Source organism: Qipengyuania polymorpha, assembly GCF_019711435.1.
Taxonomy (GTDB): Bacteria; Pseudomonadota; Alphaproteobacteria; order Sphingomonadales; family Sphingomonadaceae; genus Qipengyuania; species Qipengyuania polymorpha.
Map to the genome: position 1 here is coordinate 193,133 of NZ_JAIGNK010000004.1, position 26,087 is coordinate 219,219.

A 26,087-nucleotide genomic window follows, 5' to 3' on the forward strand; every position below is an offset into this window, starting at 1 on the left:
CGCTACGCGGCTTGCCCGATCGCTGCAGCATTATCTTCCATGAGGAGTTGCAGGCCCTTGGGTATGATAGGTTCTTCTCGCTCCTCCATACCGTATCGGCACTCCAATATCTCACGCACTGCACGAGCCACCACCTCTGCTAATCCGCATGGCACAGCATTCCCGATCTGGCGATACATGGCAGATCGGGAACCAGCCAATTGATAGTCACTGGGGAATGTCTGGATGGCCAAGCATTCGTCAACAGTCAGACGCCGCAGTCGCGGCGGTGCAGTTCCACTGCTTGCCTTCCCCCCACCCAGTAATCCTCGGTGATAAGCCTCCACAAACGGCGCCTCACCGTCGAATATCTGCGCTTCATCAATAATCGGCGTCTTATTGCCCCCCATAGATGCCGGAAGCGTGGGCGAAACCCCGTCCGCATCGAACGGACGACCAGCACCATTGAACAACATTCCGGCATAGGGAGAGCGACGCAGTACAGGCGCCTTCGCGTATGTGATTTTGGCGCTGCAAGTTCGAATATTGCCCTGCGATCCAGCTGGGCCGAGATCGCGCACTATCTCGCCGATCGAGCGTGGTTTCGAGCGTGAAGCTTTCAGCAATTCATTGAGACGCTCTTTCAAGCTAAAGTCCGCTTGGTCCGAAGCCTCTTTTCGAACACCCACGATGAACATCCGCTCACGATTTTGCGGAACGCCGAAGTCCGAGGCCTTCAAGACCATTAACCGCACGTGGTACCTGTCAGAGGCTCGTTCCAAGAGGTTCTTGCGGACCTCCTCCCAACGATTGAGGGATGCAAGTGCCTTCACGTTCTCGCAAATGAAAGCGCGCGGCTGGACGGCATCAACGGCATCGAAATAGGACGACATGAGAGCACTGCGAGGATCGTTCGGGTCCATCCGACCGGCTACAGAAAAGCCTTGGCAAGGGGGGCCGCCGAACAGGAGATCGATGCCTTTTATGTCACAAAACTGGGGGAGAATATCAGTTAGTGAACCCTCAATAATGTGGTGTCCGTGATTACGGCGATAGGTTTCGCACGCATCCCTATCTATGTCGTTCGCCAGCACAATCTCGAAGCCCGCATCACGGACGCCAACGTCCATCCCACCTGCTCCCGAAAAAAGCGAGAGAGCGGAGAATGCTGGCATATCGTGTTCGGAGTTCAATTTCGTCGCCTTTCATCGATTGCGTCCTGCCCTAACTCGTAGAACAAATACGAAACGAAGCAACCAGACACTGCGATTTTGGACCTAATTCTGTCTATCGCTGGATAGGTCCTTTTCCACCACTCCGAGAGATCGCCCAAGTGCAACAAGTTGCAAAAATCGCCCAAAAGCCGGATTTGAGGAGTGCTATGAACTTTCGCAGATCTGGTATCGTGGAAGCTTGCATATCTCCTCATATCGGAACCTAATGCTGGTACCGCCGTACTTGTCGCCTTCTGTTTTTGCGGCGTGTCCTTGAATATTGTCGCGAGCCTCGTGGTCCATGCGAACGCTCCTTGCGACGCGCTTGAACCGGTGCCTCCATCCATGATTAGGCAGCAGTTCTTTATCGGTGATACCTAGTTCACGAACCCATTTCGCAAGGCGCTCTGCAACCTTTTTATACTGAGGATTGCCCGCAGTGCCGCCACGATGGTTGCTAGGGTCGTAGAAGAGCGGTCCCGTCCTTCCCGCAACAGCCTTGAGGAAACCCTGTTCGATCAAGTGTGGATGAAGCGGGACCTCGCGCGCCATGTTGGCCTTCTGACCTCCTGCCTCTGGGGTGATCCGGATACACCAGATACCTTCGTCATGCTCGAACACATCCTGGGCACGAAGTTGCGCAATCTCTCCAACGCGCGCACCCGTGTACGCGCAGAGCCAAGGTATCCAGCGCCTCCCAAAGCCTCGGAGCGGGGCGGTGTCCGGCTCTGCATTTGACGAGGCGGTAAGTATGATCCGCGCCTCTTGCTCCGTAAGTCCGGGTTCGGCCCTCAACCTTCTTTTGCTCGGGACTATGATGGCCACGTTTGCCGCTGGGTTGGTCGCCAATCTGTCATTGCGTTCCGCCCATCCAAAGACGGTCTTCGCTGCGGCTAGATACTTTTTGCTGATAGTGCTTTGCGAGCGCGACGGCTTACCCTCTACAGGCATGAGCAGCGCGTCCTTCCAGCCCACGATGTCCGATTTCACCACCTTGGAAGCGTCATCGTGCCCAAGATGGTCAATCAACGAAAGGAGGCATCCGCGCCATGCCTTAATAGTCGCGGGAGAGGGCTTCGCCTCCACGGCATAGGCGTCGAAGAGAGACAAAATAGAAGTAGGTTGGCGTGCACCTTCCCGGCGAGTTCGCTCCGCATCCTGTCGATACAGCTCCGGAACAAAAATCCCGGTCGGAGCGGGCCTGTTTTCGAACGCCGCTTCGGCCTTTACGATGTCAGCCCAAGCGATTTCGGCTCGCGCAACCGCGCGGGTGAGGTAGGCCCCGATAGGATCATCGCTAGGTATAATCCATCCATGTCTCACCGAAAGATGCTCGCTGATCCACTGCGTTTGCAACTGCGGCGGAGAGTGGCGAGATTGCATGGCCCGCTTGGTCCCACTCCGTACTTGATCCTGCTCCTGAATTACCGCCTCGCCAAGCTCTTGCCGACGGAGTTCGTTAGGGAGCGCAGCCCTTTCCTAATTGGAAAGCCACGCTCTTACGGCTTCATCGACCTCATTCGGCGTGGGCACATGAGACAACGGGCGGATCGTCTGGGCGTGCTGTGTCGGATCAGGCTTGGCCCGCGAAGCTGCCACGACCCGCTCGAACTCCGCCAATCGGACGGCCAACGCATGGCGAGCCTCACCAAGATCGCTTGTCCCCAAGGCCACGACATCCACCGGTTTTCCGCCGAAGGCATACCGAACGTCCTTCGGAACCGCTCTCTTGAAGTAGTACCTCTGTCCACGACGGAAGAGGTATCGATGATTTGCAACCCGTTGCAGCGTGATCCTCGGAACAAGAAATGTTACACAAAAGGTTACAGTTCATCGCCCATAACTCACGGGCTTTCAACGTCTTTTTACGGTTCAAGGGCTTAGGGAATGACTGGCGGAGAGGGAGGGATTCGAACCCTCGATACGGTTGCCCGTATACTGCATTTCGAGTGCAGCGCATTCGACCACTCTGCCACCTCTCCGCATGTAGGGTGCGCTTGATGGGCCGTGGCCCCGGTCGAAGCGAGGGCGCCCATTAGCCTTGCCTGCGCGGCTTGCCAACCCCTTTTGCATGCGAAAACGGGGGATGGTGCTCGGCTTGCCCTTGTCTTGCCGCCGCAGCGCACCATATCCTGCCTATTCATGGACAGGGCATCGTTTTTCTCCGCACAGGCCGGCCGCACTCTCGAGGCGCCGCGCCGTATCCTCACGCGCTTCGCCATCGGCGACGTGGTCAGGCATCGCACATTCGATTTTCGCGGGGTCATCTTCGATATCGACCCGGTCTTCGCCAATAGCGAGGACTGGTACCAATCCATCCCCGAAGAGATTCGTCCGCGCCGCGACCAGCCGTTCTACCACCTGCTCGCCGAGAGCGACGAGAACGATTACGTCGCCTATGTAAGCCAGCAGAACCTGATTGCGGATTCGCTCGCCGGCCCGGTCTCGCATCCCGATGTGCACCAGTATTTCGAGCAATTCGAGAACGGCCGCTACCGGATGCGCAATCGCCTGACGCACTAGCGCGGCCACCACTCGTAACATCGATGCCAAAAAGTTTGGGGCCGGACTGCCAATGGCAATCCGGCCCCCTCCCGTGACAGATTCAGGGCTAGGTCGTCCGCCCCGGGAGTTTCCCTGTGGGAGGCGAACGCTCACTGCGCTGCATCCCGCTTGCCCTTTCGGTAAGCGAGGAAAGTTAACGACCCGGAAGCAATTCGCGGTTTTTTTAGTGTAAATCCGGATTAATTCTGAATTCTCGCCCGTGCGCGCGCCTGCCCCTTTATTCGGGGCCAATTACCGCTAGCAGGGCCTGACGATGCGCTTTTTGTTGATGCCTTGATAACCATGGGCTGCTAGGAGTCGTGTCACAGGGATCGTTAATGAGATGAAAAGCTTAGCATCTGGATGCGCATTTGCGCTCGGGGCCGTGCTGGCTGCTGTCGGCGCGCAGCAGGCGTGCGCGCAGGAAACAGGCCAGGCTGCAGCGCTGCAATCCGGCGAGGATCCCGCGCTGCCGCAGCCCGAGACCAAGCCGCTGGCTATCGACTTCGCGAACGACCCGGTCCTGACGCTGGGCGATGCCAAGGCTGACCCCGAGACTTTCCGCACAATCGTGGTGTCCGCGCTCGAGCAGAGCCCGACGGACCGCGAGTCCGCAGCGCTCGAGAATGCGGCCGAAGCGCGCGTCGGCGAAGCGCGGGCAGGCTATCTCCCCGCCATCGACGTGGGCTATTCGGCCTACACCACGCTCGAGCGCAATTTTTCCAACGACCCCTTCAACCTCATCGAACGTTCGCGTCCGCAGAGCCGGGTCGATTTTACCTTCTCCATCGCCCAGCCGCTCATCGACTTCGGCCGTACGCAAGGCCGCGTGCGTTCGGCGGCAGCGCGTCTCGAGGCTGCCGGTTTCGAGCGCGAAGCCAGGGCAGGCAATGTCGCGGGCGACATGGTGATCGCCTGGACGCAGGTATTCGGCTTCCAGGCGCTCGAGCGCTTGCTCGAAGGTTTCGTCGAGGCGCAAGACACGCTCGATGCGGGTATCGAGACCCGTATCGAACGCGGTGTCTCGGCAGAGGGTGACCGTGTGCGCGTGGCCAGCCTCCGCTCTCAGGCAGAGGTCGAGCTTGCCAATGTCCGGCGCCAGCTTGCGAGCGCGGAAGCCCGCTTCGAAGAGCTGAGCGGCTTCGCCCCTCCCGACCGTTTGCTGCGTCCGCCACTTCTCGGCGACACGCGTTTTTCGCGGGACTACGCCATCCTCGCTGCGCAAAATGCGCCGCAGGTGAAGAGCGCCGAAGCCATTGCCGAGGCGCGCGACGGTGAAGTGATGGCTGCCGAGGCAGAGAAGCTGCCGCAGATTACCGGTCGCATCGATCACGGGCGCTACGGCATCTACGAAGATGGCCGCAATGATTACGACACGCGCGCCACGCTCAATTTCAACTGGCGCATCCTTGGCGGCGGCGTGTGGTCGCGTTCGCGCGCTGCATGGGCCGAGGCCGAAGCTGCCGACGCGGTGGCCGACCGTCTGCGCGAGGAAGCGCGCCGCGATGCCGCGATTGCCTGGTCCGACGTGCAGGCGATCGAGGAACAGGTTCGCGCGCTCGAAGAAGCCTACAAGGCCGCCCGCCAGTCGCGCGACATCGTGTTCGCGCGCTTCGGGGCCTTGCGCGGCTCACTGTTCGATGTCGCCGATGCGCAGAACGCCTATTTGCGCGCGGCATCATCCTATATTCGCGCGCTGACCGAACTGGACCAGGCGCGCTACGTGCTATTGCTGCGCACCGGGCGACTGCTCGACGTGCTTGAAATCGAGGAAGAAGAGGTGCCGTTGTGAGCGATATGTCGCTCGTCGAGATCCCGCAAAAGCGGATTGCCGACTGGCTCGCCGAGCCGATCAAGCGCAACTGGCGCACCTATGGCAAGGTCGCGCTGGCCGCGACCCTCATCAACATCTTCGGGCTTGCGAGCGCGCTATTCACGATGACGGTTTACGACCGCGTGGTGCCCAACGCCGCCTATGGCTCGCTGCTGGCGCTTTCCATCGGGCTCGGCATCATCCTCTTGTTCGACTTCATCCTCAAGCTCCTGCGCGCCTATTTCGTCGACTTCGCCGGGACTAAAATCGACGAGGAAGTGGGCGAGGAAGTCTTCGGCCGCCTGACCGCCATGCGGCTCGAACTGCGCAAGGGCTCGACCGGCGCGCTGACGGGCATCATGCGCGAGCTTGAATCGATCCGCGATTTCTTCGCCTCGGCCACGCTGGTCGCGATCGTCGACTTGCCGTTCATCATCATCACCCTGCTGGTCGTGTGGGCCATCGGCGGATGGGTGGTCGCGGTGCCTGCAGCCATGGTGCCGCTTGTCATCATCGTCGGGCTCGCCTCGCAGCCTGCGCTCCAGCGCATTGCCGCCAAGACCATGGGGCAGGGCCTGCTCAAGCAATCGGTCCTCATCGAGACCGTCGGCAGCATCGAGCATGTGAAGGTGTCGGGCGCGGACGGCATGCTCAAGCGCCGCTGGCGCGAGGCGGTCCGCGAACACGCCCATAGCAATATGCGCCAGCGCCTCATTTCCTCGGTCGGCACCACCTTCGCCACGACTGCCGGGATGATAAGCTATGCCGGCGTGGTCATCATCGGCGTTTTCCAGGTGGCCGATAACGAGCTGACGCTGGGCGGCCTCATCGCCTGCTCCATCCTTGCCGGCCGCGCAATTGCACCGCTGGCACAGATTTCGCAGCTGGTCGGGCGCATTACCGCGACCCGCACCGCCTATCGCCATGTCCGCCAGCTGATGGACCAGCCCAAGGAGGGGCCCGAGACCGAGCCGCTCGAAATGGGCACGACCGATGGCGCGATCGAACTGCGCGGCGTGACCTTCACCTATCCCGGCGGCAGCGCGCCCGCGCTCGACAATGTGAACCTGAAAATCGAGCCGGGACAGCATGTCGCGCTGCTCGGCCGCGTGGGCTCGGGCAAGTCGACCATCGCGCGCCTGATGCTGGGCCTTTATCCGCCGCAGGAAGGCATGGTCCTCGTTGACGGCGTCGACCTTGCCCAGTTCGACCCTTATTCGCTGCGCGCGCAAATCGGCTCGGTGCTGCAGGAGCCGGCGCTTTTTTCCGGCTCCATCCGCGAGAATATCGTGCTCGAGCGTCCTTTCATCGACGACGAGGAAATGCTGCGCTCGAGCCGCGTTTCGGGCACCGACCTCTTCGTCTCGCGCATTTCCAACGGCTACGACCTCAAGCTGGTCGACCGCGGTGACGGCCTCTCGGGCGGCCAGCGCCAGTCGATTGCCGTTGCCCGCGCGCTGGCCGGCAAGCCGCCCATCGTGGTGATGGACGAGCCGACCAGCGCGATGGACGCGCAGACCGAGGCTGACCTCATCGGTCGCCTCGATGAGGAACTGAAAGGCCGCACGCTGGTCGTCGTCACCCACCGCCAGCCTCTCCTGAAGCTGGTCGACCGCATCATCATCATGGACCGCGGCAAGGTCGTGGCCGACGGACCGCGCGACGAAGTGCTCAAGAAGCTCGCGCAAGGGGGCAAGCAGGCATGAACACGCTTCCCGCAGAACAATCCGAAGAGCCCATCGTCATCCATGACGAGGAGCACGAACGGCATATCGAAGACCTCGTCGACGATATCGAGCCCGGCAAGGCGTCGAAGCTGCTCTTCTGGGGCATCCTCCTCTTCTTCGTCATCTTCCTGATCTGGGCCGCCTTCGCCGAAATCGACCGCACCGTGCGCGGCATGGGCCGCGTGATTTCAAGCAGCGAGTTACAGGTCGTCTCCAGCCTCGAGGGCGGTATCCTCGAGGACATCCTCGTACGTCCCGGCGAAGACGTGACCGCAGGCCAGCCGCTGCTGCTGCTGGACCCCACCGAAAGTGGCGCCAACCTCGGCAGCACCAAGGCGACTGCCGATGCGCTCGACATGAAGGTGGCGCGCCTCACCGCCGAAGTGACCGGCCGCGCGCCCAGCTATCCGGCCCCGGCCGACGAAGAGGCCGCGCGCCAGCTCGAAATCGAGAAGGCGCTTTATGCTTCGCGCCAGGCAAACCTTCGCAGTGCGCTTGCAGCAGGCTCGGCCCAGCTCCAGCGTTCGCGCCAGCAGGTGGCGGAAGCCAATGCCGCCATTGCCTCGCGGCAGAGCGCGCTCACCCGCGCCGAGACCGAGCTTTCCGCCCTCCGCCCGCTGGTCGAGAACGGCATCGAACCGCGTCTCACCCTGACCCGCGCCGAAGCCGAGGCATCGAGCGCCCGCAGCGACCTCGAAGGCGCACGCGCCACGCTCGGCCGCGCACAGGCGCAGGTCGCCGAAGCTAGCGCCAACCTCGCCCGCATCAGGCAGGACTGGCGCGAACAGGCGGCGAGCGAGCTTGCCGTGACGCAGGCCGAATTCGAAGCCCGTTCGAGCACGCTCCCCGCACTGCAGGAACGCTTCCAGCGCACCACGCTGCGCGCGCCCATCAAGGGCAAGGTCAGCCGCGTTCTCGTGACGACGCGCGGCAGTGCGGTCAGCCCGGGCGAAGCGCTGGTCGAACTGGTGGCGCAGGAGGAAAGCCTGCTGGTCGAAGCGCGCGTATCGCCGCAGGACATCGGCAATGTCCGCATCGGACAGAAAGCCAATGTCGGCATCACAGCCTATGACCAGTCGGTCTATGGCAAGCTCGACGGCGTGGTTTCGACCATCTCGGCAGACTCCATCCAGGACCCGCAATCGGGCGAGATCTACTATCTCGTGCGCGTCACCACACAGGACAACGCGCTCGAAGGGCCCGGCGGGCAGGAGCTTGCCATCGGCCCGGGCATGATTGCCGACGTCAGCCTGCTGGGCGACAAGCGCACCGTGCTGCAATACATCCTCACGCCCATCACGCGCCTGTCGGAAACGGCCTTCCGCGAGTAGTAGGGACTGGTCCGGAACGGATTAATCACGCCGAAAGGCGTGATATGCGATAGGTTTTCTGGCAAGGTGACTTTGCCGGGGGCAGCGCCTTGCGCTCCGACAGATTGGGAAGGGTCAGTGGATGTTTGAAGTCGAACCATGCTGCGCGTGCTCGGTATGCAAGTCCGACAGCCGCACACTCATGGGCGGGGAGACCATCGTCACGCCCGTGCTCGACGCCAAGGACCACTACGCATCCGGCTCGGTGGTCTACGCCAATGGCGAGGACATCCCGGGCAACGCATCGACCACCGCCACCATTTCCGTCGGCGAAAGCGTCACCGACGAATTGGAAGCCGTTGGTGATACCGACTGGTTCCGCATCGAGCTCGAGGCGGGACAAACCATCTCCATCTCGCTGTCCGGCACCGGCAGCAACCCGGTTCCCGACACCTATCTTGCCATTTACAACTCCAGCGGTTTCGAGCTGGCGCGCAACGACGATGGCGGCGACGGTCTCAACTCGCTGATGCGCTTCACCGCTTCGACCACCGGCACCTATTATATCGAGGCCGATTCCTACAACAGCCTCGAAACGGGCGAATACACGCTGACCGTGAGCGAGGCCGCACCGCTCGAACTCTTCACCATCGACCAGATATCGGACCAGCTGACCGAAGGCTATTGGGGCGGCAGCCAGCGCTCCTTCGAAGTCGGTGTCGATGGCATCATCACGGTCGACATCACCACTCTCAACGCTACCGAACAAAGCCTCGCGCGCGAAGCACTGCTGCTGTGGGGCGACGTCATCGGCATCACCTTCCAGGAGGTGGGCAGCAATGCCGAGATTACCTTCACCAACAATCTCGAAGGTGCCTATTCGCTGTCATCGCGGTCCGGCACCCGCATCATCAGTTCGGACGTCAACATCAATTCCAGCTGGATCCCGGCGAACTCGGATTTCAACAGCTACGCTTTCCAGACCTACCTGCACGAAATCGGCCACGCACTGGGCCTAGGCCATGCGGGCAATTACAATGGCGATGCGAGCTACGCCAACGAGGCGCTCTATCTCAACGACGGCTGGCCCTACACCGTCATGAGCTATTTCGACGTCAACGATAACACCTACCTGAGCCAGGAAGGCTTCTCCTTCGCCTATGTCGGTTCGCCGATGATGGCCGATGTGGCGGCGATGATCGACCTTTACGGTGCCTCGACCACGACGCGCCTTGGCTCGACGGTCTATGGCTTCAACTCGACCTCCGACCGCGCCATCCACGATGCGAACCAGTACCCCACGGTCGCTTATACGATCGTCGACAGCGGCGGCGCTTTCGACGAGCTGGACTACAGCGGTTTCTCGCAAGACCAGCTTATCGACCTGAGGGAAGAATCCTTCTCCAACATCGGCGGCCTGGTCGGCAATGTGTCGATCGCGCGCGGCACGGTCATCGAATGGGCCCGCGCGGGCTCGGGCGCCGACACGGTTTACGGCAATGCGGCCGACAATCTGCTGCAGGGCAATGGCGGAGACGACTATCTCAGCGGCTTCGACGGGAACGACCAGATTTCCGGCAATGCGGGCAATGACATCATCTATGGCGGCGTCGGCGAGGACAAGCTTTACGGCAACGACAACAATGATGAAATCCGCGGCGGTCTCAACAATGACGAGATGCACGGCGGCAATGGTGACGATACGCTTTACGGCTCGAACGGCTACGACAGCATCTATGGCGGGCTGGGTAACGACACGGCCGCGGGCGGAAATGGCAATGACACCCTTTTCGGCGAGGACGGAAACGACTGGCTGAACGGCAATCTCGGCAAGGACTTCATCCGCGGCGGTGCGGGTAACGACAATATCCTCGGCGGCGAAGGCGGAGACCGGCTGTTCGGCGACGATGGCGACGATACCATGGATGGCGAGGACGGCACCGACGAGATGTTCGGTGGCCTTGGCCAGGACACCATGCAGGGCGGCCTCGGCAACGATGTCATCGAAGGGGAGGGCGGCAACGACTTCCTCTATGGCGAGGGCGGCGATGATGTCATGCTCGGCGGAGCGGGCTGGGACAAGCTGTTCGGCAGCGAAGGGGCAGACGAATTGTCGGGCGGCAATGGCGGCGATTTGCTCTCGGGCGGTTTCGGTGTCGATATCCTCACCGGCGGAAGCGGTCCCGATACCTTCGAAATGGAAATGTTCGGCGATGCCAACATGAACATCATAACCGATTTCGACACCGCCGAGGACAGCATCTCGCTGAGGCGGAATGTCGGTTTCGGAGAACTCGCATGGGGCCAGTTGTCCGAAAGCGCCTTTGCCTATGGCACCCAGGCCAGCGATGCCAATGACCGCATCATCTACCAGTGGTCGACCGGCAAGCTGTTCTATGACCCCGACGGTGTCGGCGGCGAGCAGGCCTATCTGTTCGCGCAGGTCACCGCGCAGACGGCGCTGAAGGCCTCGCACTTCACCGCATTGGGGGCATCCGCACCGCCGCCCCCACTGGGTGGCACCGACGATGCTATCCTCGGTGCCGATACACCCGTGCTCTGACGTGGCACCGGGACGGCTATGCGCGACCTCCTTGCTTCCATGCTGTTGTTCTCGACAGGGTGCATGGCGCCGGGGGAAGATGTGCCCATGAGCGAAGAGCAGATCTCCTGCACATTCGTAAGCGGTGATGCGGCAGGTGACGAAGGCATCGACGCATGTGCTGTATTCAAGGCAGAAGTGGCTGCGCTCGAGCGCGACGACATCGCGGCCCTGTCCCTGACGCAGGTGTCGCCCTACTCGGCGCGCGCGGTCGCGCTGGGTAAGGACGGGGAGGAGATGCTGGTCCTCGATTTCGACGTGATGGATGCGCCACTGGACGAGGCAAAATGGGCCGGGTTCGCGCGCAGCTTCGTGCGGCAGCTCGAGGCCGATCGCCCGTAACCGGAAGAAGGTCGTGGCGGAGACGGAGGGATTCGAACCCTCGATACCCGTTACCAGGTATGGCTCCTTAGCAGGGAGCTGGTTTCAGCCACTCACCCACGTCTCCGCATCGCAAGGCCTCTCGGCTGCGAGGGGCGCGCTATAGCCAGCACTCCCGCCCCCTTCAAGGAAGAAATCGGGCGATTGTGAAATAGGCTGTTTGCCGCATGCGGGACTCGTTTCAGCCCGCAATCGATTCGGTTCATCGCGCTTTCATTGCAGAGGTGCTCAATTGGGATTCTGGTTGCGGTGCAGCGCTTTGGCTGGGCGCCGCGACGCCGGACAAAGGGATCACGATGAACACCGTCACAAAACTCGCCGCTGGCCTTGTCGCCGCTTTCTCCATCGCCGCGAGCCCGCTGGCCGCGCAGGTCGAATCGGTCGACCCCGATGCGGCGTGGGATGCGCCCATCGATGGCGACCTCGAGCCGGTGCAGGATGAACTCCCGCCGGTTTCGGACACGGAGACCGCCACGACCGCCGACACCAGCGGCGACTGGCAGACGCCGACCGTCTCGAACCCGCCCGAATGGAACGAGCAGTCCGCCGAAGCCGCAGCCTCCGACGCGGTCGAAACCGCGCAGGTCGAGGACCCCTCCACCACCTATCGTGAGGACGATCTCATCGGCGCGGCCGAGGGCGTGTTCGGCAAGGGCGCGGAAGGCGTCGCCAAGATGATCCGCAAACTCTTGGCCGACCAGGGCGAACCCAATGGCTATATCGTCGGCCGCGAGGCCGGCGGGGCCTTCATCGTCGGCGCGCGCTACGGCTCGGGCACGCTCTTCCACAAGGTCGAGGGCGAGATGCCCGTCTACTGGACCGGCCCCTCGGTCGGCATCGACGCGGGCGCGAACGCCGGCAGCACCTTTGTGCTGGTCTACAATCTCTACGACACCGAAGAACTCTACGAGCGCTTCCCGGCAGCCGAAGGCACAGCCTATGCCGTGGGCGGCCTCAACGCGAGCTATGTGCGCAAGGGCGACGTGGTGCTCATCCCCATCCGCGTCGGCGCGGGCCTGCGGCTCGGCGTCAACGCGGGCTACATGAAATTCTCCAAGAAGCAGAAGTGGCTGCCGTTCTAAGCGAACTGCGGACAACAAGCGCCATTTGAGGGGCCGCAATCTCGATTGAGGTTGCGGCCCCAGCCATGTTTGCGCAAAGAGCGGCGCATGCTCGATAACCTTAAAGCCCAGGCCCCCGACGCCCTCCTCGCCCTCATCAAAATGCACGCTGCGGACCCGCGCGACGACAAGATCGACCTTGGCGTAGGCGTCTACCGCACCAATGACGGCGCGACGCCCGTCTTCCGCGCCATCAAGCAGGCCGAACAGCGGCTCCTCGAGGTGCAGGATTCCAAGAGCTACCTCGGGCCCGAAGGCGACAGCGGTTTCGTGAAGGCGCTGATGCCGTACATCTTCGGCGAGGGCTCGCCGCTCGCCCCGCGTATCGAGGGAATGCAGACGCCGGGCGGCACGGGCGCTGTCCGCCTTGCCGTCGCTCTGGCGCAGAAGGCCGGGGTGAAGCGCATATTCCTCGGCGTGCCGAGCTGGCCCAACCACGCGCAAATCCTCGACGACGTCGGCGTGGAGACCGTCACCTTCAACCACGCGAGCGACGACGGCACGGCCGACCTCGACGCCGTGCTCGGAGCAATCCGCGATGCGACGGGCGACGGGGCGGTGCTGCTCCACGGCTGCTGCCACAACCCTACCGGCATCGACTATACTGCCGAGCAATGGGCCGCGATTGCCGATGCTTTTGCCGAAAGCGGGGTGCTGCCCATCCTCGACATCGCCTACCAGGGGCTGGGGCAGGGCATGGAAGAGGACGTGCAGGGCGTGCGCGCGGTTCTGGGCAAGGTGCCCGAGGCGCTGGTGGCCTATAGCTGCGACAAGAACTTCGGCCTCTACCGCGACCGAGTGGGCGCCTTCTACATGATGGCGAAGGACGGCGGCGAGCTTGCCGCCATCGCCTCCAACGCCAACGCTCTGGCCCGCGCCAACTGGTCCATGCCGCCCGACCATGGCGGCGCGGCAGTGCGCCTGCTGCTCGAAGACGAAGGCATGACGGCAGTCTGGCTCGAAGAACTCGATGAAATGCGCACCCGCATGCGCCGCGTGCGCGACCGGCTGGGCGCTGCCGACAACGAAGTCCCCGGCCTCGGGCTTGCCGCGCTGGCCGGACAAAACGGCCTCTTCGCCATGCTGCCGCTTTCGAAGGACCAGATTGCTTCGCTGCGCGAGGACCACGGCATCTACATGGCTGGCTCGGGCCGCATCAATGTGGCGGGCCTTCACGCGGGCAATACCGAGAAGTTCATCGCCGCGCTGGGCGATGTGACCAAGGGCTGAGCCGAGATGCCGCTCGACCGGCAACCGGTGCTGGAGACCGAGCGGCTGACCCTGCGCCCGCTGGCCGAGGACGACCGCGAGGCGCTTTACGAGATAGCCTCCGACCCCGCCGTGTGGGAACAGCACCCCATTCACGACCGCTGGCGGCGCGGGGTCTTCGACGCCTTCTTCGACGAAGGGCTGGCGAGCGGCGGCTCGCTCGCCGTGCTGCACAAGAGCGACAATCGCATCGTCGGCCACACGCGCTACGACAAGTATGACCCCGAAGAGGGCGGCGTGGTCGAAATCGGCTGGACCTTCCTCGCGCCCATGTGCTGGGGCAAGGGCCTCAACCCCGAGATGAAGCGCGCCATGCTCGCCCATGCTTTCGAGGGCGTGGAGACGGTGGAGTTCCGCGTGGGCGACACCAACTACCGCTCGCGCAACGCGCTGGAAGCCATCGGCGCGGTGCGCACCGACCGCTACGAACTGGAGCGCTACCAGGGCAAGCGCGTGGTCCACCTCGTCTACGAAATCACCCGCGAGGCCTTCGAGAGTGGACCGCTCGCCTGAGTAGGACTGCCGCAGGGCAGCGCTACAGGATGGAACACTTGGAACACGGTCCTTGGGGAGAAATGCTCGGGAGGGTGTGTCGTTTGCTCGGTCGCTGATTTCAGGGTTTAAGCAACTTACAACCATCCGCGATTAGTGCCGAGAATCCCTAGTGTAGGAAATGTCCGCTTTAAAGTGGCAGCATATCTCGCTTCATTCTTCAGCAGCGAGTGGCGAGGGAGGTCTTACTCCAACACGATAATGTGAGAGCACGATGCCAGAATTGAGATTGCAGCCTATACTCTTTCAATCGCGCTTGGACGAAAAATCATTCTTCGAATGGGCGAAGGCTATCGACTGCGTAAGGGATGTAGCCCTCGTTGGTGAAACCACGATTCTCACGGTCGAAATTCCTACAGTTGAGGATGCGCGAGAACTGATATCTTTGTTCTCACGATACGACTTGGACTTTCAACATTTCGGCCCACTGATGACAGATGAGACCCGCGATATGTTTCTGGACGAGGCAGCGGGGTGGGATAGAGATGAACTCAATCCCGACCTACCGATGTGACATAGATTAACCGGGTTTTTCTCGGCCTTGTTTCACTTGATTTGGGCGGGTTGAAGCCCATCCAAGTGCACAAGCGGTTTACCCAGCCAAACTCTGCATCCGCTTCAGATACCGCGCCAGCACATCTATCTCGAGATTGACCTTCGCGCCTTCCGTCAACGCGCCCAGCGTCGTCACTTCGGCGGTGTGCGGGATGATGTTGAGGGCGAAGTCGCAGGTGCCGTCCTCGCGGTCGCGGACGTCGTTTACGGTAAGCGAGACGCCGTCCACAGTGATGGAGCCCTTTTCCGCCACGAAGGGGGCGAAGGCGCGGGATATGTGGATGGCGAGGTGCCAGCTGCCGCCCTTTTCCTGCTTCCTCGCGACCTCGCCAACCGTGTCAACATGGCCGGTGACGAGGTGGCCGCCCAGTTCATCGCCGAGGCGGAGCGCAGGTTCGAGGTTCAGCTTTGCGCCTTCCTCCCACATGCCCGGCACGGTGCGGCTGACGGTCTCGCCCGAAACGTCGAAGCCGATGCGCGCATCGCCCTTCGTGCCGCCCAGCGTCACCACGGTCAGGCACACGCCCGAACACGCGATGGAGGCGCCGATGTCGATGGCGTCGGGATCGAAGGGGCAGGCGACCACCACGCGCGTATCGCCGCGCTGCTCGACGCTTTCGATTGTGCCGATGGCGGTGACAATACCGGTGAACATTTTTCTCAAGCCTCCTGTCGGGTGCGGCGATAGGCGGAGAAGGTGTCGCTGCCAAGCTGGCGCGTTTCGGCAAGCGCCCAGCGGCCATGCGCCTCGGCGAGGCTGGCAAGGCCGATGTCGCCCAGCGCGGGCATGCCCTTGCCGATGACGATGGGCGCGCGGTAGATTTCGAGCCGGTCGACGAGGTCGGCGGCCAAGAAACTCGCCGCCGCGCCCGCGCCGCCTTCGACATAGAGATATTGCACGCCGTCAAGCTGCGCGATTTGTTGGGGTGCGTTGATGACCTTTACCCCGTCGGGCGCAATGCCGCGGGTGAGGAGGACGCGGGCCGGGCTGCGGTCTTCCAGCCCCTCCAGCCGCACGTCGAGGCGCGGCTTGTCATAACGCCATGTCGCGCCGCCCACGAGGATGGCATCGCTCATCGCGCGGCGCGAATGGACATGCGCGCGCGCTTCCTCGTCGGTAATCCACTGGCTCTCCCCGTCGGCCATCGCGATGCAGCCGTCCAGCGACAGCGCGAGCTTGAGCGTCACATGCGGACGACCCAGCGCGGCGCGGGTGAGATAGCCGGCAAGGCTCTGGTCTACCGCAGGTGTGGGGAGGTGTGCGACCTCGATACCCGCCTCGCGCAATCGCTCGACGCCGCTTCCGGCAGTGCGCGGGTCGGGGTCCTGCGCGCCGATGACAACCTTGGCAACGCCCGCCTCGACCAGCAGGGTCGAACAGGCCGGACCGCGTTCGGACTGGTGGGCACAGGGTTCGAGCGTGACATAGGCGGTGGCTCCGCGCGCCTCGTCGCCAGCCTGCTCCAGGGCAATCGCTTCGGCATGCGGCCTGCCGGTTGTCGCCGTCCAGCCGCGCCCGACGACGCGGCCCCCTTTCACGATGATGCAGCCCACCGCCGGATTGGGACGCGAGCATGGCCGCCCGCGCGAGGCGAGGCGGGCTGCCGCATCCATGAAGGCGGCGTCACTCGCTATCGTCGGTGCTTTCGCTTGTTTCGGAAGTGCGGGTGCGGGGTGCGAAACGCGCATCCTCGGCAGCGGCTTCCTCGGCCTCCTGCGCGCGGATTTCCGCCTCCATCTGGTCGACATCGAGACCCGTGGCGCGGCCTACCTGCTTGTAGAGTTCGCGGCGGCGTTCGAGCCGTGCTTTCGCCTCGGCCTCGCGCTCGTCCTTCAGGCGCTGGTTGGCGATGTTGGAGGCGATGATTTCCTCGTCGGTGCGCCCCTCGGCATAGGTGGTGATATAGGTCACCTTGGGCTGTTCGGGCGGATAATAATACCGCTCCTTGGTCAGCCAGAACATCAGCGTGCCGGTCATGCACATGGCCGCAAACAGGATCGGCCAGCGATGGGGAGTGGGCTTCCTCCACTCGTTCCAGAAATCGGCGAGACCGCCGGCGGCGTTGAACCTGCTGTAAAAAGGCATGATGGCTTAATAGTAGCAGACGCGCCTGAACGCCAGATGCAAGCTCAGCCGAATGCTGCGTAGAGGGTGCGGCCATGCTGCGAGAGCCAGCCATTGGCCTCGTCGATATCGCCTTCGAAGATGGCACCCAGCAGCGCGTGGAAGGCGGGCGAGTGGTCGAAATGGACGAGATGCGCGACCTCGTGCGCGACGACCGAGCGACGGACATGGTCGGGGGCCTGCACCAGCCGCCAGTTCAGCCGCAGCACGCCCTCGCTCGAACAGCTCCCCCAGCGACGGTGCGCGCGGGTGAGTTTCACCGGGGCCACGGAAAGCCCGGCGCGCTGGCAGTAGAAACCCGCATCCTCCGCGAAGAGCGCAAGCGCCTGTGCGTCGAGCCAGCGGGTGAGGCGTTTCGCCAGCGTCTCTTCCGGCCCGCCGATGTGCAGCGTGTCGCCATCGAGCCGGGGCTTGCGCGGCGCATCCGCGCTCCAGGCAATCGCGAGCGACTGGCCGCGATAGTCGAGCCTGCGCTCGGCCACCGGGTCGCGGGTTTCGGGTACCTTGGCGAGCTGTTCATTAAGCCACTCCGCCCTCGCATGGGCGAAGGCCACCGCCTCTTTCGACGCGCACCAGCGGGGCAGGGTGATGCGAACCGCGCTGCCGTCGGGCGCAAGCCGCAGGGTCAGCCGCTTGGCGGTCGGGTGGCGGCGCAGTTCGATGGGCAGCCTGCGCCCGGCAATCTCGATTTCGGGCGGCAGCTTCTGGTCGCGCAACCACTCGATCATGCCGCGTCGTCATCTTCGCCGTCGCCCCACTCGACAATGTGGTGTTCGAGCGGACCGGCCTCGTCCTCGCTGATGACGCGGCCTGCCACCGATACGCCCGCGGCGATTACCGCCTCGCGGTCGCCGGAGATAAGGTAATGCCAGCGTGGCAGCGGGCGGTCTTCGGCGCGGCGGCGGTAGGCGCAGGTGTCGGGCAGCCAGGGCACGCGGTCGACCAGCTTCAGCGTCAGGCGCAGGCAATCGGGCACGAAGGCCTTGCGGTTCTTGTAGTCCTTGCAGCGCGCGGTCTGGCAGTCGAGCAGGGTGCAGGCGACATTCGTCTCCTCGATCTCGCCCGTGTCCTCATATTCAACCTTGTGCAGGCAGCAGCGCCCGCAGCCGTCGCACAGCGCTTCCCATTCTTGGCTGTTGAGTTCTGCGAGCGGGCGCTCCCAGAAGCGGTCCCTCAGCGTACCCATTTCGCCAGTTCCGCGGCCACGGCATCGGGCCCTTCGTCTGTCGGGAGCGTCGCCAGCGGCTCGCCTCCGGGGCCGAACAGATAGGTGATGTTCGAATGCTCCATGAGGTAGCCGCCGCTCTCGCTTTCCTCGCCCTTGCCATAGAAGACGGCAAAGGTGCTGGTGGCGGCATCGAGCTGTTCCTTAGTGCCAGTCAGCCCGATGAGACGCGGGTGGAAGGCATCGGTGAATTCGGTGAGAACCTCGGGCGTGTCGCGCTCGGGGTCGACGCTGACGAACAGCGGCTGGATTTTCGCGCCGAGCTCGGGGTTCTCGGCCTCGAACTTCTTCAGCCCCGCCATCGCGCGCTGGTTGTCGGTCGGGCAGACATCGGGGCAATAGGCATAGCCGAAGTAGATCGTGCGGTACTGGCCGGCGAAATCGCTCCAGCTGACCTCTTCGCCGCTTTCGCCCGTCAGGGTGAAATCGCCGCCGATGGCTGCGCCTGCCAGCGGCGCTTCGCCCTGGTCGACGGTTTGCGGCTCGCTGCCGCACGAGGCGAGAAGGAGGGCGGGAATGACAACTATTGCAAGGCGGGGCATGACATCCATGTTCATGGTCTGCTAACGCCCCGTGTTCAAGGGCAGTGACCACAGGAAACTGCGAATAATCGAGACGGAGAATGGGCGTGCGCAGGCAGGGCATGAAACAGGGTTGGGTCATTGCAGGAGCTACGCTGGCCATGCTGGCCAGCCCGCTGGCGGCGCAGTTCCAGTCCGATGGCTACAAGTTCATCAAGGCGGTGCGCGACCGTGATGGCGATGTGGCCACCCAGATGCTCGACGAGCCGGGCACGACCATCGTCAATGCGCGCGAGATTTCCTCGGGCGAAACCGCGCTCCATGCCGTGGTGCAGGCGCGCGACCTGACCTGGGTGAAGTTCCTGCTCCAGCGCGGGGCCAATCCGAACATCGCCGACAAGAACGGTGTCTATCCGATCCAGATTGCCGCACAGCTGGGCTTCATCGAGGGGGTCGAGCGCCTCATCAAGGGCGGGGCCGAAGTCGACGTGTCCGACAGCACCGGCGAAACGCCGCTCATCAGCGCGGTCCATCGCCGCGACCTGAAGCTCATCGAACTGCTGGTCGAAAAGGGTGCCAGCGCCGACCGGACCGACAATTCGGGCCGCAGCGCGCGTGACTACGCCATGCTCATGGGTGGCCGCTCGCTCGTGCTCGAAACGATCGAGAAGGCCGAGAAGGCAGACGAGGACGAAGCCGAAACCTACGGCCCGCAATAATGGACAATCCCTCACCCGACATCGCCGACCTGACCCTCGACGAACTGCGCCTCGCGCTGGCCCCCGCAATCGCCGATGCCGCCGTCTTCGACGGCTGGAGCGACGAGGCGCTGGTGATGGCCGCCGAGCAGATGGGTGCCGACACCGATGTCGCGCGGCTGGCGTTCAAGGACGGCGCGCTCGACATGGTTTTCGCCTGGATCGAGGCGGTCGACATGGCGATGGCCGCGGCTTTCCCCGAGGATGTCGTCGCGACGATGAAAATCCGCGAGCGTATCCGCGCATTGGTGCAGTTCCGGCTCGACGCGGTGACAGGGCAGGAAGAGGCGCTGCGCCGCGCGCTTGCCATCATGGCCATGCCGCAGAACGTGGCAAAGTCGACCAGGCGCGGCTGGCAAACGGCGGACCTGATGTGGCGGCTCGCGGGCGATACGGCGACCGATTACAACCACTACACCAAGCGCGCCATCCTCGCCTCGATTTACGGGGCAACTCTGGCAGTGTTCGTCGACGACACCAGCGAGGACAAGGCCGAAACCCGCGCCTTCCTCGAGCGCCGCATCGATGGCGTGATGCAATTCGAGAAGGTGAAGGCCAAGTGGCTGAACCCCGAGCGGGAGACCTTCAGTCTCACGCGTTTCCTCGGCCGATTGCGCTATCCGGCGCGCTGACCTCCCCGCTATTGATAATCGGTTGCAATAAGCCAGCCAATCTGACAGTGGCCGCTCCATGACTTTGGACGGTTTCGATAGCGGTCGCACGGCGCGCATTACCGGCGTCGACTGGGCCTCGCTGGCCGAGGACGAGGGCAAGCGCCTCAAGGCACTCGGTGTGGACGAGGGGGCGGAGGTCGCCATCCTCCATCGCGGCGTGTTCGGCACTCGCGACCCGATCGCCCTGCGGATGGGCAATATGACCATCGCCATCCGCCGCATGCATGCGGCCGCGATCAGCGTGGAGGCCGCATGAGCCGCAAGCATACTATCGCGCTGGTCGGCAATCCCAATTCGGGCAAGTCGGCGCTGTTCAACGCGCTCACCGGCGCGCGCCAGAAGATTGCCAATTACGCGGGCGTCACCGTTGAGCGCAAGGCCGGACGGCTGACGCTGCCGACGGGCGAGCCGGTCGAACTGCTCGACCTGCCCGGTTCCTACAGCTTCGATGCCGCCAGCCCCGACGAGGCCGTTACCCGCGACGTGGTGAAGGGTACGTTCGAAGGCGAGGCGGTGCCCGACGTGCTCGTGCTCGTGCTCGATGCGGCGAACCTCGAACAGCATCTCGTCTTTGCGCAGGAAGTGCTCGAGCTGGGCCGGCCCACGGTGGTTGCGCTCAACATGGTCGACCTCGCCGAACGCGACGGGCTGACGCTCGACCCTGCCGCCCTGTCCGAGGCGCTCGGCGTACCGGTCATCCCCACTGTCGCGGTGCGCCGCCGGGGCATCAACGAACTCAACGCCGCAATTGCGGAGGCGGAAACCCATTCCGACGAGGAAGCGCACAAGCGTTGGCACCTGACGCTGCCCGAGCGGCGGCTCTCGGCCAAGCATATGGCGCGCGCTGCCATCCTGTCGAAATCGACCCGCCACACCATCGAAAACGGGGTCGACAAGGTCCTGCTCAACCCGTGGCTCGGCCCGGTCATCCTGTTCGGACTGTTGTTCGTCATTTTCCAGGCCGTGTTCGCCTGGGCAACGCCATTTGCCGATGCGCTGGAAGGCGGGGTGGGCGTGATTTCCGAGGCCGTGACGGGGGCGATGGCGCCCGGCCTTGCGCGCGATTTTCTTACCGAAGGCGTGCTGGCAGGCGTCGGCTCGGTCGTCGTCTTCCTGCCGCAAATCATCATCCTCTTCGCCTTCATCCTCGTGATGGAAGCGAGCGGTTACATGGCGCGCGCGGCCTTCCTGATGGACCGGCTGATGGCGGGCGTGGGCCTGTCGGGCAAAAGCTTCATCCCGCTGCTCTCCAGCTTCGCCTGCGCCATTCCCGGTATCATGGCGACGCGCAGCATTTCGGACCCCAAGGACCGGCTGACGACCATCCTCATCGCGCCGCTGATGACCTGCTCGGCGCGGCTGCCGGTTTATGCCGTCATCATCGCGGCGGTCATTCCGGAAACCACGGTGGGTGCCGGTGTCGGATTGCAGGGGCTGGTGCTCTTCGCGCTCTATGTTGCAGGGATAGTCGGGGCGATGGTGGTCGCGCTGGTGCTTCGCCGCACGGTGACCAAGGGTGCAGCTTCGGGCTTCATCATGGAATTGCCGCGCTACCAGCTGCCGCGTCTCAAGGACCTCGCCATCGGCTTGTGGCAGCGCGCTTGGGTCTTCCTCCGCCGCGCGGGTACCATCATCTTCGTCGCGACCATCGCTCTGTGGGTCCTGCTGACCTTCCCCAAGGCGGAAGAGGGCGAGAGCCAGCTCGATGCGAGTTTCGCAGGCGTAGTGGCCGATACCATCCACCCCGTGCTCGAGCCGGTTGGCTTCAACCGCGAGATGAGCCTTGCGCTCGTCCCCGCCATTGCCGCGCGCGAGGTCGCCGTCTCGGCGCTCGCCACGACCTATGCCGTCGATGCCGAGGACGAGGATGTCGCGGCCGAGGGCGTGACCGCCAAGATTGCCGCCCTGTGGAGCCTGCCCACCGCGCTCGCCTTCCTCGCGTGGTTCGTGTTCGCCCCGCAATGCCTCTCGACCATAGCGGTCGCCCGGCGCGAGACCAACGGGTGGAAGTGGCCCATCGTGATGGTGGTCTACCTCTTCGCGCTGGCGTGGATAGCGGCGGGCGCGACCTACTGGATCGCGGTCAGCCTCGGGCTTTAGCTCCAGTCCGGTGGAAACGCCGCGCAAGGGCCTAGAACCGACTCGCATGGCCCGTTAGGCCAGCGTCCAACAGATTCGCGAAGGAACAAAACGATGGCCGGTAGCCTCAACAAAGTCATGCTGATCGGAAACCTGGGCGCAGACCCGGAAATCCGCAGCTTCCCCAATGGCGGCAAGGTCGCAAACCTGCGTATTGCGACGTCCGAACAGTGGAAGGACCGCAATACGGGCGAGCGTCAGGAGCGGACCGAATGGCACACCGTGTCGATATTCTCCGAAGGCCTTATCAACGTGGTCGAACGCTTCCTTCGCAAGGGATCGAAGGTCTTCGTCGAAGGCCAGCTGCAGACGCGCAAGTGGCAGGACCAGCAGGGTAACGATCGCTATTCGACCGAAGTCGTGCTGCGCGGTTTCAACGGCACGCTGACCATGCTCGACGGCCCGCAGGGTGGCTCGGGCGGCGGCGGTGGCGGCGGCTACGGCGGTGGCGGCTCGCGCGGCGGCGATTATGGCGGCGGCAGCGGCGGCGGCCAGTCGGGTGGCGGATGGAACCAGGGCGGAGGCGGCTCCGGCGGCGGCCAGTCGGGCGGCGGCTCGAACTACGACGACCTCGACGACGATATTCCGTTCTAAGGGGCAGGCCGCCCCATGGCGCGCAAGTCTATCATCGCAGTTGCGATAGCCGCGGCCTTCCTCCTCATGGGGTGGAAGGCCGCTTGGTTTGTGGCCGGGGACGATTGCCTCGCGCCGGAAAGTGGTTGGGAGGAGCAAGCCTGTAGCGGTTTCGCCGCCCTCGGCCTCGCTCCGGAGACGCCAGCGCAGTTGGCCGGTTTGCCTGCCACGCCCGACGGGCCTCTCGTCGATGCGGCAGACGTGTTGTCGGAGCAGGAGGAGAAGGCGCTCTCCGCAAGGCTCGACGCTTACAATGCCGCGACGAGGCATCCTCTGGCAGTCGCCACCGTCGAAACCACCAATGGACGGGAAATCGGTGCCTTCACCGACGATGTCGCCAACAATTGGGACATCGGCGAGGAAGACCGGGGCGTGATGGTGCTGATCGCCGTCGCAGACCGTAAGATGCGCATTTCGGTTGCCGATGGAACATTGGGCGTGCTGCCCAATGAACGCAGCGCGCAAATCATCCGGGAGGAGATGACACCGCCTCTCCGGAGCAGCCAGTTCTACGCCGCGCTCGATGCGGCTGTCGAAGCAATCGCCGAAGCGACCAGTCGGGACGCACCCGGTTCGCCTTAATCCTTCTTGAGCGCCGCCAGCGCCTCCGCGAGCGGGCCGCTCGGTTTGCGGTCCTCGTCGCTTTCGATACCGGCCTCTTCGCGCATTGCATCGGCGTCGGGGCCTTCGCGATAGGGGTCGATGGCGAGGCCTAATTCCTGCGCGATGGCCTCGCCAAGGTCGAAGGTCTCGCCCTCATATTCGATTTCGTCGAGGTCTTCCTCGGTCAGTTCGAATTCCGCGTCTTCCTCATATTCGCCCAAGCGCCCGGCAGGCACGAAGCGGAGCGAGAAGTCTTCCGAAATATCGTAGGTGAAATCGTCACGAGTAACAGCGCAGGGCTGTTCAAGCGTGGCGCTGAAGGTGCCCGAGGCGACCACGGCATCGTCCTTCTCGCTGAAGTCGACCTTGGCTGTCAGCGCGTGGATGGCAGTGATGCCGAAGCGTTTGGCCAGCGCCGCGCGCTCCGCTTCGTTCGTTTCGACTTCCATCGTCCCTGCAGGAAGGGCGCGCGGCTTCACCAGCCGGACGAGTTCGTTTGTGTCGCTCATGCCGCAATCTTCCCGGCGCGCAGCTGCTCGGTTTCCGTGCGCTCGAGGCGCTTGTGCAGGCGCATCATCCGCTCGGCGAGCGCATGGGCCTCATCCTCTTGCGCCATGGTCACATTGCGCTTGAGAGCTTCGGCCAGCGCCGCGCGGTCCTCGTCGGCGAGGGCAGCGCGATAGGTGCCGAGACGGCCGCCCATGCTGCTCATCAGTTTACCGATCTTCTTGCCCACCGTGGGGTCGCCGATGCCGGCCTCGCGCAGCTGGCCTTCCATGTCCTCGACGAACAATTCGGTCACGAGCGCGGTGTGCGGGGCAAGCTCCTCCTCGCCCTCCATCCGCAGCATCACGAGGCTGAGCACCAGCGTGATCATATCGAAGCGCCCTTCCACCGTGTCGGCCACGCCGCACATGCGGTACCAGTCGGGCTCGCGCGCCTGCTCGACGATGGTGTGCCACAGCGGGCGCCATTGCTCGCGGGGGTCGGTCTGCGTGCCGAAGAGGCGGGCGAAGATGGACATCGGGATAGCTTCTCGTTTCGTGTTCGTTCAGCGGCAATTAAAGCCGTCATCCCCACCGCTTGGCGAGACACGCATTGCATGAGCGCGCGCGGCGGTTTAGGGCGTCGCTCGCGCATATAGGGCGGGTAAGGCACAAGGCCAAGCGCGCCGAAGTTACGGAGTTGAAGCAGTTCGCATGAACGTCACCAAGATCCTTGCCACCACCGCACTTCTTGCGGCCGGAGTTTCGCTGGGTGCCTGCTCCTCCATCCGCGAATCGCGCGGCTATATCGTCGACCCCGTGCTGCTGAATTCGGTCCAGCCGGGCATCGACAACCAGAAGAGCGTCGAGATGACGCTGGGCCGTCCGACCTTCACCAGCCAGTTCGGCGAGCCGACCTGGTATTACGTGTCCTCGACCACCGGCCGTAAGCCTTTCGTGCGTCCGCAAATCCAGGCGCACCAGGTGCTGGCCGTGCAGTTCGATGCCAATGGCAATGTCTCTTCGGCAGAGCGTTCGGGCCTCGACAAGGTTGTCTATCTGACCCCCGATGGCGACGAGACGCCGACGCTGGGCCGCGAGCGCGGTTTCCTCGAAGACCTGTTCGGCAATATCGGCACCGTCGGCCAGCCCGGAATGGGCGGGCAGGGCGGCCCGGGGCGTTAATAGCTTCGCAGCCTGACCGCTTTGGCTTGACCCCTCCGGCGCGCTCCCCATATCGCGCCCTATGGACGATAGAGACAATCGCCACGGGCTGACCCAGTGGCACGGAACCACCATCATCGGTGTACGCAAGGCAGGCCGCATCGTGGTCGCCGGGGACGGACAGGTCTCCATGGGCAACACGGTGATGAAACCCAATGCGCGCAAGGTTCGCCGGATCGGCGAGGGCGGCAAGGTCGTGGCAGGCTTTGCCGGCGCCACCGCCGATGCCTTCACCTTGTTCGAGCGGCTCGAAAAGAAGCTCGAACAGTACAATGGCCAGCTCCTGCGTGCCGCGGTCGAGCTGACCAAGGACTGGCGCACGGATAAGTACCTGCGCAATCTCGAAGCGCTGATGATCGTCGCGGACAAGGAAAACCTCCTCGTCCTTACTGGCAATGGCGACGTGCTCGAACCCGAAGCGGGCATCACCGCCATCGGCTCGGGAGGCAATTATGCGCTCGCCGCGGCCAAGGCCATCGCCGAATACGAAGACGACCCCGAAGTGATCGCACGCAAGGCGATGCAGGTCGCCGCGGACATCTGTGTCTTCACCAATGGCAATGTGACCCTCGAAGAGGTCTGATACGAACCCCGCCGTTCGTGTCGAGCGAAGTCGAGACACGTCCAGGCCCC

At 63.5% G+C, this 26,087-nt stretch carries 29 protein-coding genes and 2 tRNA genes; 18 read left to right on the forward strand and 13 right to left on the reverse strand.

Features of this window, described 5'->3' with window-relative positions; translation table 11 throughout:
- Positions 1–2: 2 nt before the first annotated feature.
- The 4 genes from K3152_RS13105 to K3152_RS13115 form a co-directional block, all read right to left on the reverse strand.
- The gene (locus K3152_RS13105) at positions 3–1,172 is read right to left on the reverse strand and encodes a DNA cytosine methyltransferase (RefSeq protein ID WP_221574582.1); all 1,170 of its coding nucleotides are present in this window, start codon (positions 1,170–1,172) and stop codon (positions 3–5) included.
- A gap of 186 nt (positions 1,173–1,358) precedes the next feature.
- Complete coding sequence (locus K3152_RS13110; RefSeq protein WP_221574583.1) at positions 1,359–2,576, reverse strand: site-specific integrase; 1,218 nt, start codon at positions 2,574–2,576, stop codon at positions 1,359–1,361.
- A 96-nt stretch (positions 2,577–2,672) separates the two neighbouring features.
- A complete protein-coding gene (locus K3152_RS14395) occupies positions 2,673–2,987 on the reverse strand; it encodes a DUF6538 domain-containing protein (protein ID WP_425594682.1) in 315 nt (104 codons plus the stop codon).
- 98 nt (positions 2,988–3,085) lie between these two features.
- Positions 3,086–3,175: transfer RNA gene (locus K3152_RS13115), tRNA-Ser, on the reverse strand.
- A 160-nt stretch (positions 3,176–3,335) separates the two neighbouring features.
- Between K3152_RS13115 and hspQ the strand changes: the two genes are divergently transcribed.
- From hspQ to K3152_RS13145, 6 genes are all read left to right on the forward strand, one after another.
- The gene (gene hspQ / locus K3152_RS13120; RefSeq protein WP_221574584.1) at positions 3,336–3,716 is read left to right on the forward strand and encodes a heat shock protein HspQ; all 381 of its coding nucleotides are present in this window, start codon (positions 3,336–3,338) and stop codon (positions 3,714–3,716) included.
- 364 nt (positions 3,717–4,080) lie between these two features.
- Positions 4,081–5,529 carry a TolC family protein gene (locus tag K3152_RS13125; protein ID WP_221574585.1) on the forward strand — a complete coding sequence of 483 codons (1,449 nt, stop codon included), beginning with the start codon at positions 4,081–4,083 and terminating at the stop codon, positions 5,527–5,529.
- Positions 5,530–5,534: 5 nt separating this feature from the next.
- Positions 5,535–7,256, forward strand: coding sequence for a type I secretion system permease/ATPase (locus K3152_RS13130; protein ID WP_221574619.1), 1,722 nt, complete (start codon positions 5,535–5,537; stop codon positions 7,254–7,256).
- Positions 7,253–8,608, forward strand: coding sequence for an HlyD family type I secretion periplasmic adaptor subunit (locus K3152_RS13135; RefSeq protein ID WP_221574586.1), 1,356 nt, complete (start codon positions 7,253–7,255; stop codon positions 8,606–8,608). Before K3152_RS13130 ends, K3152_RS13135 begins: the two co-directional genes overlap by 4 nt.
- Positions 8,609–8,729: 121 nt before the next feature.
- Entirely contained in the window at positions 8,730–11,150 is a 2,421-nt protein-coding gene (locus tag K3152_RS13140; protein WP_221574587.1) for a M10 family metallopeptidase C-terminal domain-containing protein, read from the forward strand.
- Between the two features lie 87 nt (positions 11,151–11,237).
- A complete protein-coding gene (locus K3152_RS13145; protein ID WP_221574588.1) occupies positions 11,238–11,531 on the forward strand; it encodes a hypothetical protein in 294 nt (97 codons plus the stop codon).
- A gap of 14 nt (positions 11,532–11,545) precedes the next feature.
- Here the strand turns inward: K3152_RS13145 and K3152_RS13150 are convergent.
- A tRNA-Ser gene (locus K3152_RS13150) sits at positions 11,546–11,637 on the reverse strand.
- A 229-nt stretch (positions 11,638–11,866) separates the two neighbouring features.
- Here K3152_RS13150 and K3152_RS13155 point away from each other — a divergent pair.
- The 4 genes from K3152_RS13155 (at position 11,867) to K3152_RS13170 (ending at position 15,026) form a co-directional block, all read left to right on the forward strand.
- Positions 11,867–12,652, forward strand: a complete 786-nt coding sequence (locus tag K3152_RS13155; RefSeq protein WP_221574589.1) for a DUF1134 domain-containing protein — start codon at positions 11,867–11,869, stop codon at positions 12,650–12,652.
- Positions 12,653–12,739: 87 nt separating this feature from the next.
- The gene (locus tag K3152_RS13160) at positions 12,740–13,921 is read left to right on the forward strand and encodes an amino acid aminotransferase (RefSeq protein WP_221574590.1); all 1,182 of its coding nucleotides are present in this window, start codon (positions 12,740–12,742) and stop codon (positions 13,919–13,921) included.
- 6 nt (positions 13,922–13,927) lie between these two features.
- The gene (locus K3152_RS13165; protein WP_221574591.1) at positions 13,928–14,473 is read left to right on the forward strand and encodes a GNAT family N-acetyltransferase; all 546 of its coding nucleotides are present in this window, start codon (positions 13,928–13,930) and stop codon (positions 14,471–14,473) included.
- Positions 14,474–14,726: 253 nt separating this feature from the next.
- Positions 14,727–15,026, forward strand: a complete 300-nt coding sequence (locus K3152_RS13170) for a hypothetical protein (protein WP_221574592.1) — start codon at positions 14,727–14,729, stop codon at positions 15,024–15,026.
- Between the two features lie 78 nt (positions 15,027–15,104).
- On the opposite strand, the gene K3152_RS13175 is transcribed toward K3152_RS13170, so the two are convergent.
- The 6 genes from K3152_RS13175 to K3152_RS13200 are packed head-to-tail and all read right to left on the reverse strand — an operon-like array spanning position 15,105 to position 18,974.
- Positions 15,105–15,722 (reverse strand): riboflavin synthase, encoded by a 618-nt coding sequence (locus tag K3152_RS13175; protein ID WP_221574593.1) that lies wholly within the window; start codon positions 15,720–15,722, stop codon positions 15,105–15,107.
- A gap of 5 nt (positions 15,723–15,727) precedes the next feature.
- Complete coding sequence (ribD, locus tag K3152_RS13180) at positions 15,728–16,681, reverse strand: bifunctional diaminohydroxyphosphoribosylaminopyrimidine deaminase/5-amino-6-(5-phosphoribosylamino)uracil reductase RibD (RefSeq protein ID WP_221574594.1); 954 nt, start codon at positions 16,679–16,681, stop codon at positions 15,728–15,730.
- 10 nt (positions 16,682–16,691) lie between these two features.
- Positions 16,692–17,153, reverse strand: a complete 462-nt coding sequence (locus tag K3152_RS13185; protein ID WP_221574595.1) for a hypothetical protein — start codon at positions 17,151–17,153, stop codon at positions 16,692–16,694.
- A gap of 44 nt (positions 17,154–17,197) precedes the next feature.
- Positions 17,198–17,920 carry a M48 family metallopeptidase gene (locus tag K3152_RS13190; RefSeq protein ID WP_221574596.1) on the reverse strand — a complete coding sequence of 241 codons (723 nt, stop codon included), beginning with the start codon at positions 17,918–17,920 and terminating at the stop codon, positions 17,198–17,200.
- Entirely contained in the window at positions 17,917–18,378 is a 462-nt protein-coding gene (locus K3152_RS13195; RefSeq protein ID WP_221574597.1) for a YcgN family cysteine cluster protein, read from the reverse strand. Before K3152_RS13195 ends, K3152_RS13190 begins: the two co-directional genes overlap by 4 nt.
- On the reverse strand, positions 18,366–18,974 hold the full coding sequence (locus K3152_RS13200) for an SCO family protein (protein WP_247713434.1): 609 nt from the start codon (positions 18,972–18,974) through the stop codon (positions 18,366–18,368). The genes K3152_RS13195 and K3152_RS13200 overlap by 13 nt, the downstream gene beginning before the upstream one ends.
- A gap of 86 nt (positions 18,975–19,060) precedes the next feature.
- On the opposite strand from K3152_RS13200, the gene K3152_RS13205 reads away from it, so the two are divergent.
- From K3152_RS13205 to K3152_RS13230, 6 genes are all read left to right on the forward strand, one after another.
- Positions 19,061–19,657: an ankyrin repeat domain-containing protein gene (locus tag K3152_RS13205; protein WP_247713435.1), complete on the forward strand. Its 597-nt coding sequence runs from the start codon at positions 19,061–19,063 to the stop codon at positions 19,655–19,657.
- Positions 19,657–20,328 carry a COQ9 family protein gene (locus K3152_RS13210; protein ID WP_221574599.1) on the forward strand — a complete coding sequence of 224 codons (672 nt, stop codon included), beginning with the start codon at positions 19,657–19,659 and terminating at the stop codon, positions 20,326–20,328. The genes K3152_RS13205 and K3152_RS13210 overlap by 1 nt, the downstream gene beginning before the upstream one ends.
- 58 nt (positions 20,329–20,386) lie before the next feature.
- Positions 20,387–20,626 carry a FeoA family protein gene (locus tag K3152_RS13215; protein WP_221574600.1) on the forward strand — a complete coding sequence of 80 codons (240 nt, stop codon included), beginning with the start codon at positions 20,387–20,389 and terminating at the stop codon, positions 20,624–20,626.
- Positions 20,623–22,470, forward strand: coding sequence for a ferrous iron transporter B (feoB, locus tag K3152_RS13220; protein ID WP_221574601.1), 1,848 nt, complete (start codon positions 20,623–20,625; stop codon positions 22,468–22,470). The genes K3152_RS13215 and feoB overlap by 4 nt, the downstream gene beginning before the upstream one ends.
- Positions 22,471–22,563: 93 nt before the next feature.
- Positions 22,564–23,103 carry a single-stranded DNA-binding protein gene (gene ssb / locus K3152_RS13225; protein WP_221574602.1) on the forward strand — a complete coding sequence of 180 codons (540 nt, stop codon included), beginning with the start codon at positions 22,564–22,566 and terminating at the stop codon, positions 23,101–23,103.
- A gap of 15 nt (positions 23,104–23,118) precedes the next feature.
- Positions 23,119–23,724 (forward strand): TPM domain-containing protein, encoded by a 606-nt coding sequence (locus K3152_RS13230; RefSeq protein ID WP_221574603.1) that lies wholly within the window; start codon positions 23,119–23,121, stop codon positions 23,722–23,724.
- Here K3152_RS13230 and K3152_RS13235 read toward each other — a convergent pair.
- Positions 23,721–24,254, reverse strand: coding sequence for a YceD family protein (locus tag K3152_RS13235; RefSeq protein ID WP_221574604.1), 534 nt, complete (start codon positions 24,252–24,254; stop codon positions 23,721–23,723). The genes K3152_RS13230 and K3152_RS13235 overlap by 4 nt on opposite strands.
- A complete protein-coding gene (locus K3152_RS13240) occupies positions 24,251–24,769 on the reverse strand; it encodes a ubiquinol-cytochrome C chaperone family protein (protein WP_221574605.1) in 519 nt (172 codons plus the stop codon). The genes K3152_RS13235 and K3152_RS13240 overlap by 4 nt, the downstream gene beginning before the upstream one ends.
- A 175-nt stretch (positions 24,770–24,944) precedes the next feature.
- Here K3152_RS13240 and K3152_RS13245 point away from each other — a divergent pair, with 175 nt between their 5' ends.
- The gene (locus K3152_RS13245; protein WP_221574606.1) at positions 24,945–25,415 is read left to right on the forward strand and encodes an outer membrane protein assembly factor BamE; all 471 of its coding nucleotides are present in this window, start codon (positions 24,945–24,947) and stop codon (positions 25,413–25,415) included.
- A gap of 61 nt (positions 25,416–25,476) precedes the next feature.
- Positions 25,477–26,037 (forward strand): ATP-dependent protease subunit HslV, encoded by a 561-nt coding sequence (gene hslV / locus K3152_RS13250; RefSeq protein ID WP_282098377.1) that lies wholly within the window; start codon positions 25,477–25,479, stop codon positions 26,035–26,037.
- Positions 26,038–26,087 lie beyond the last annotated feature (50 nt).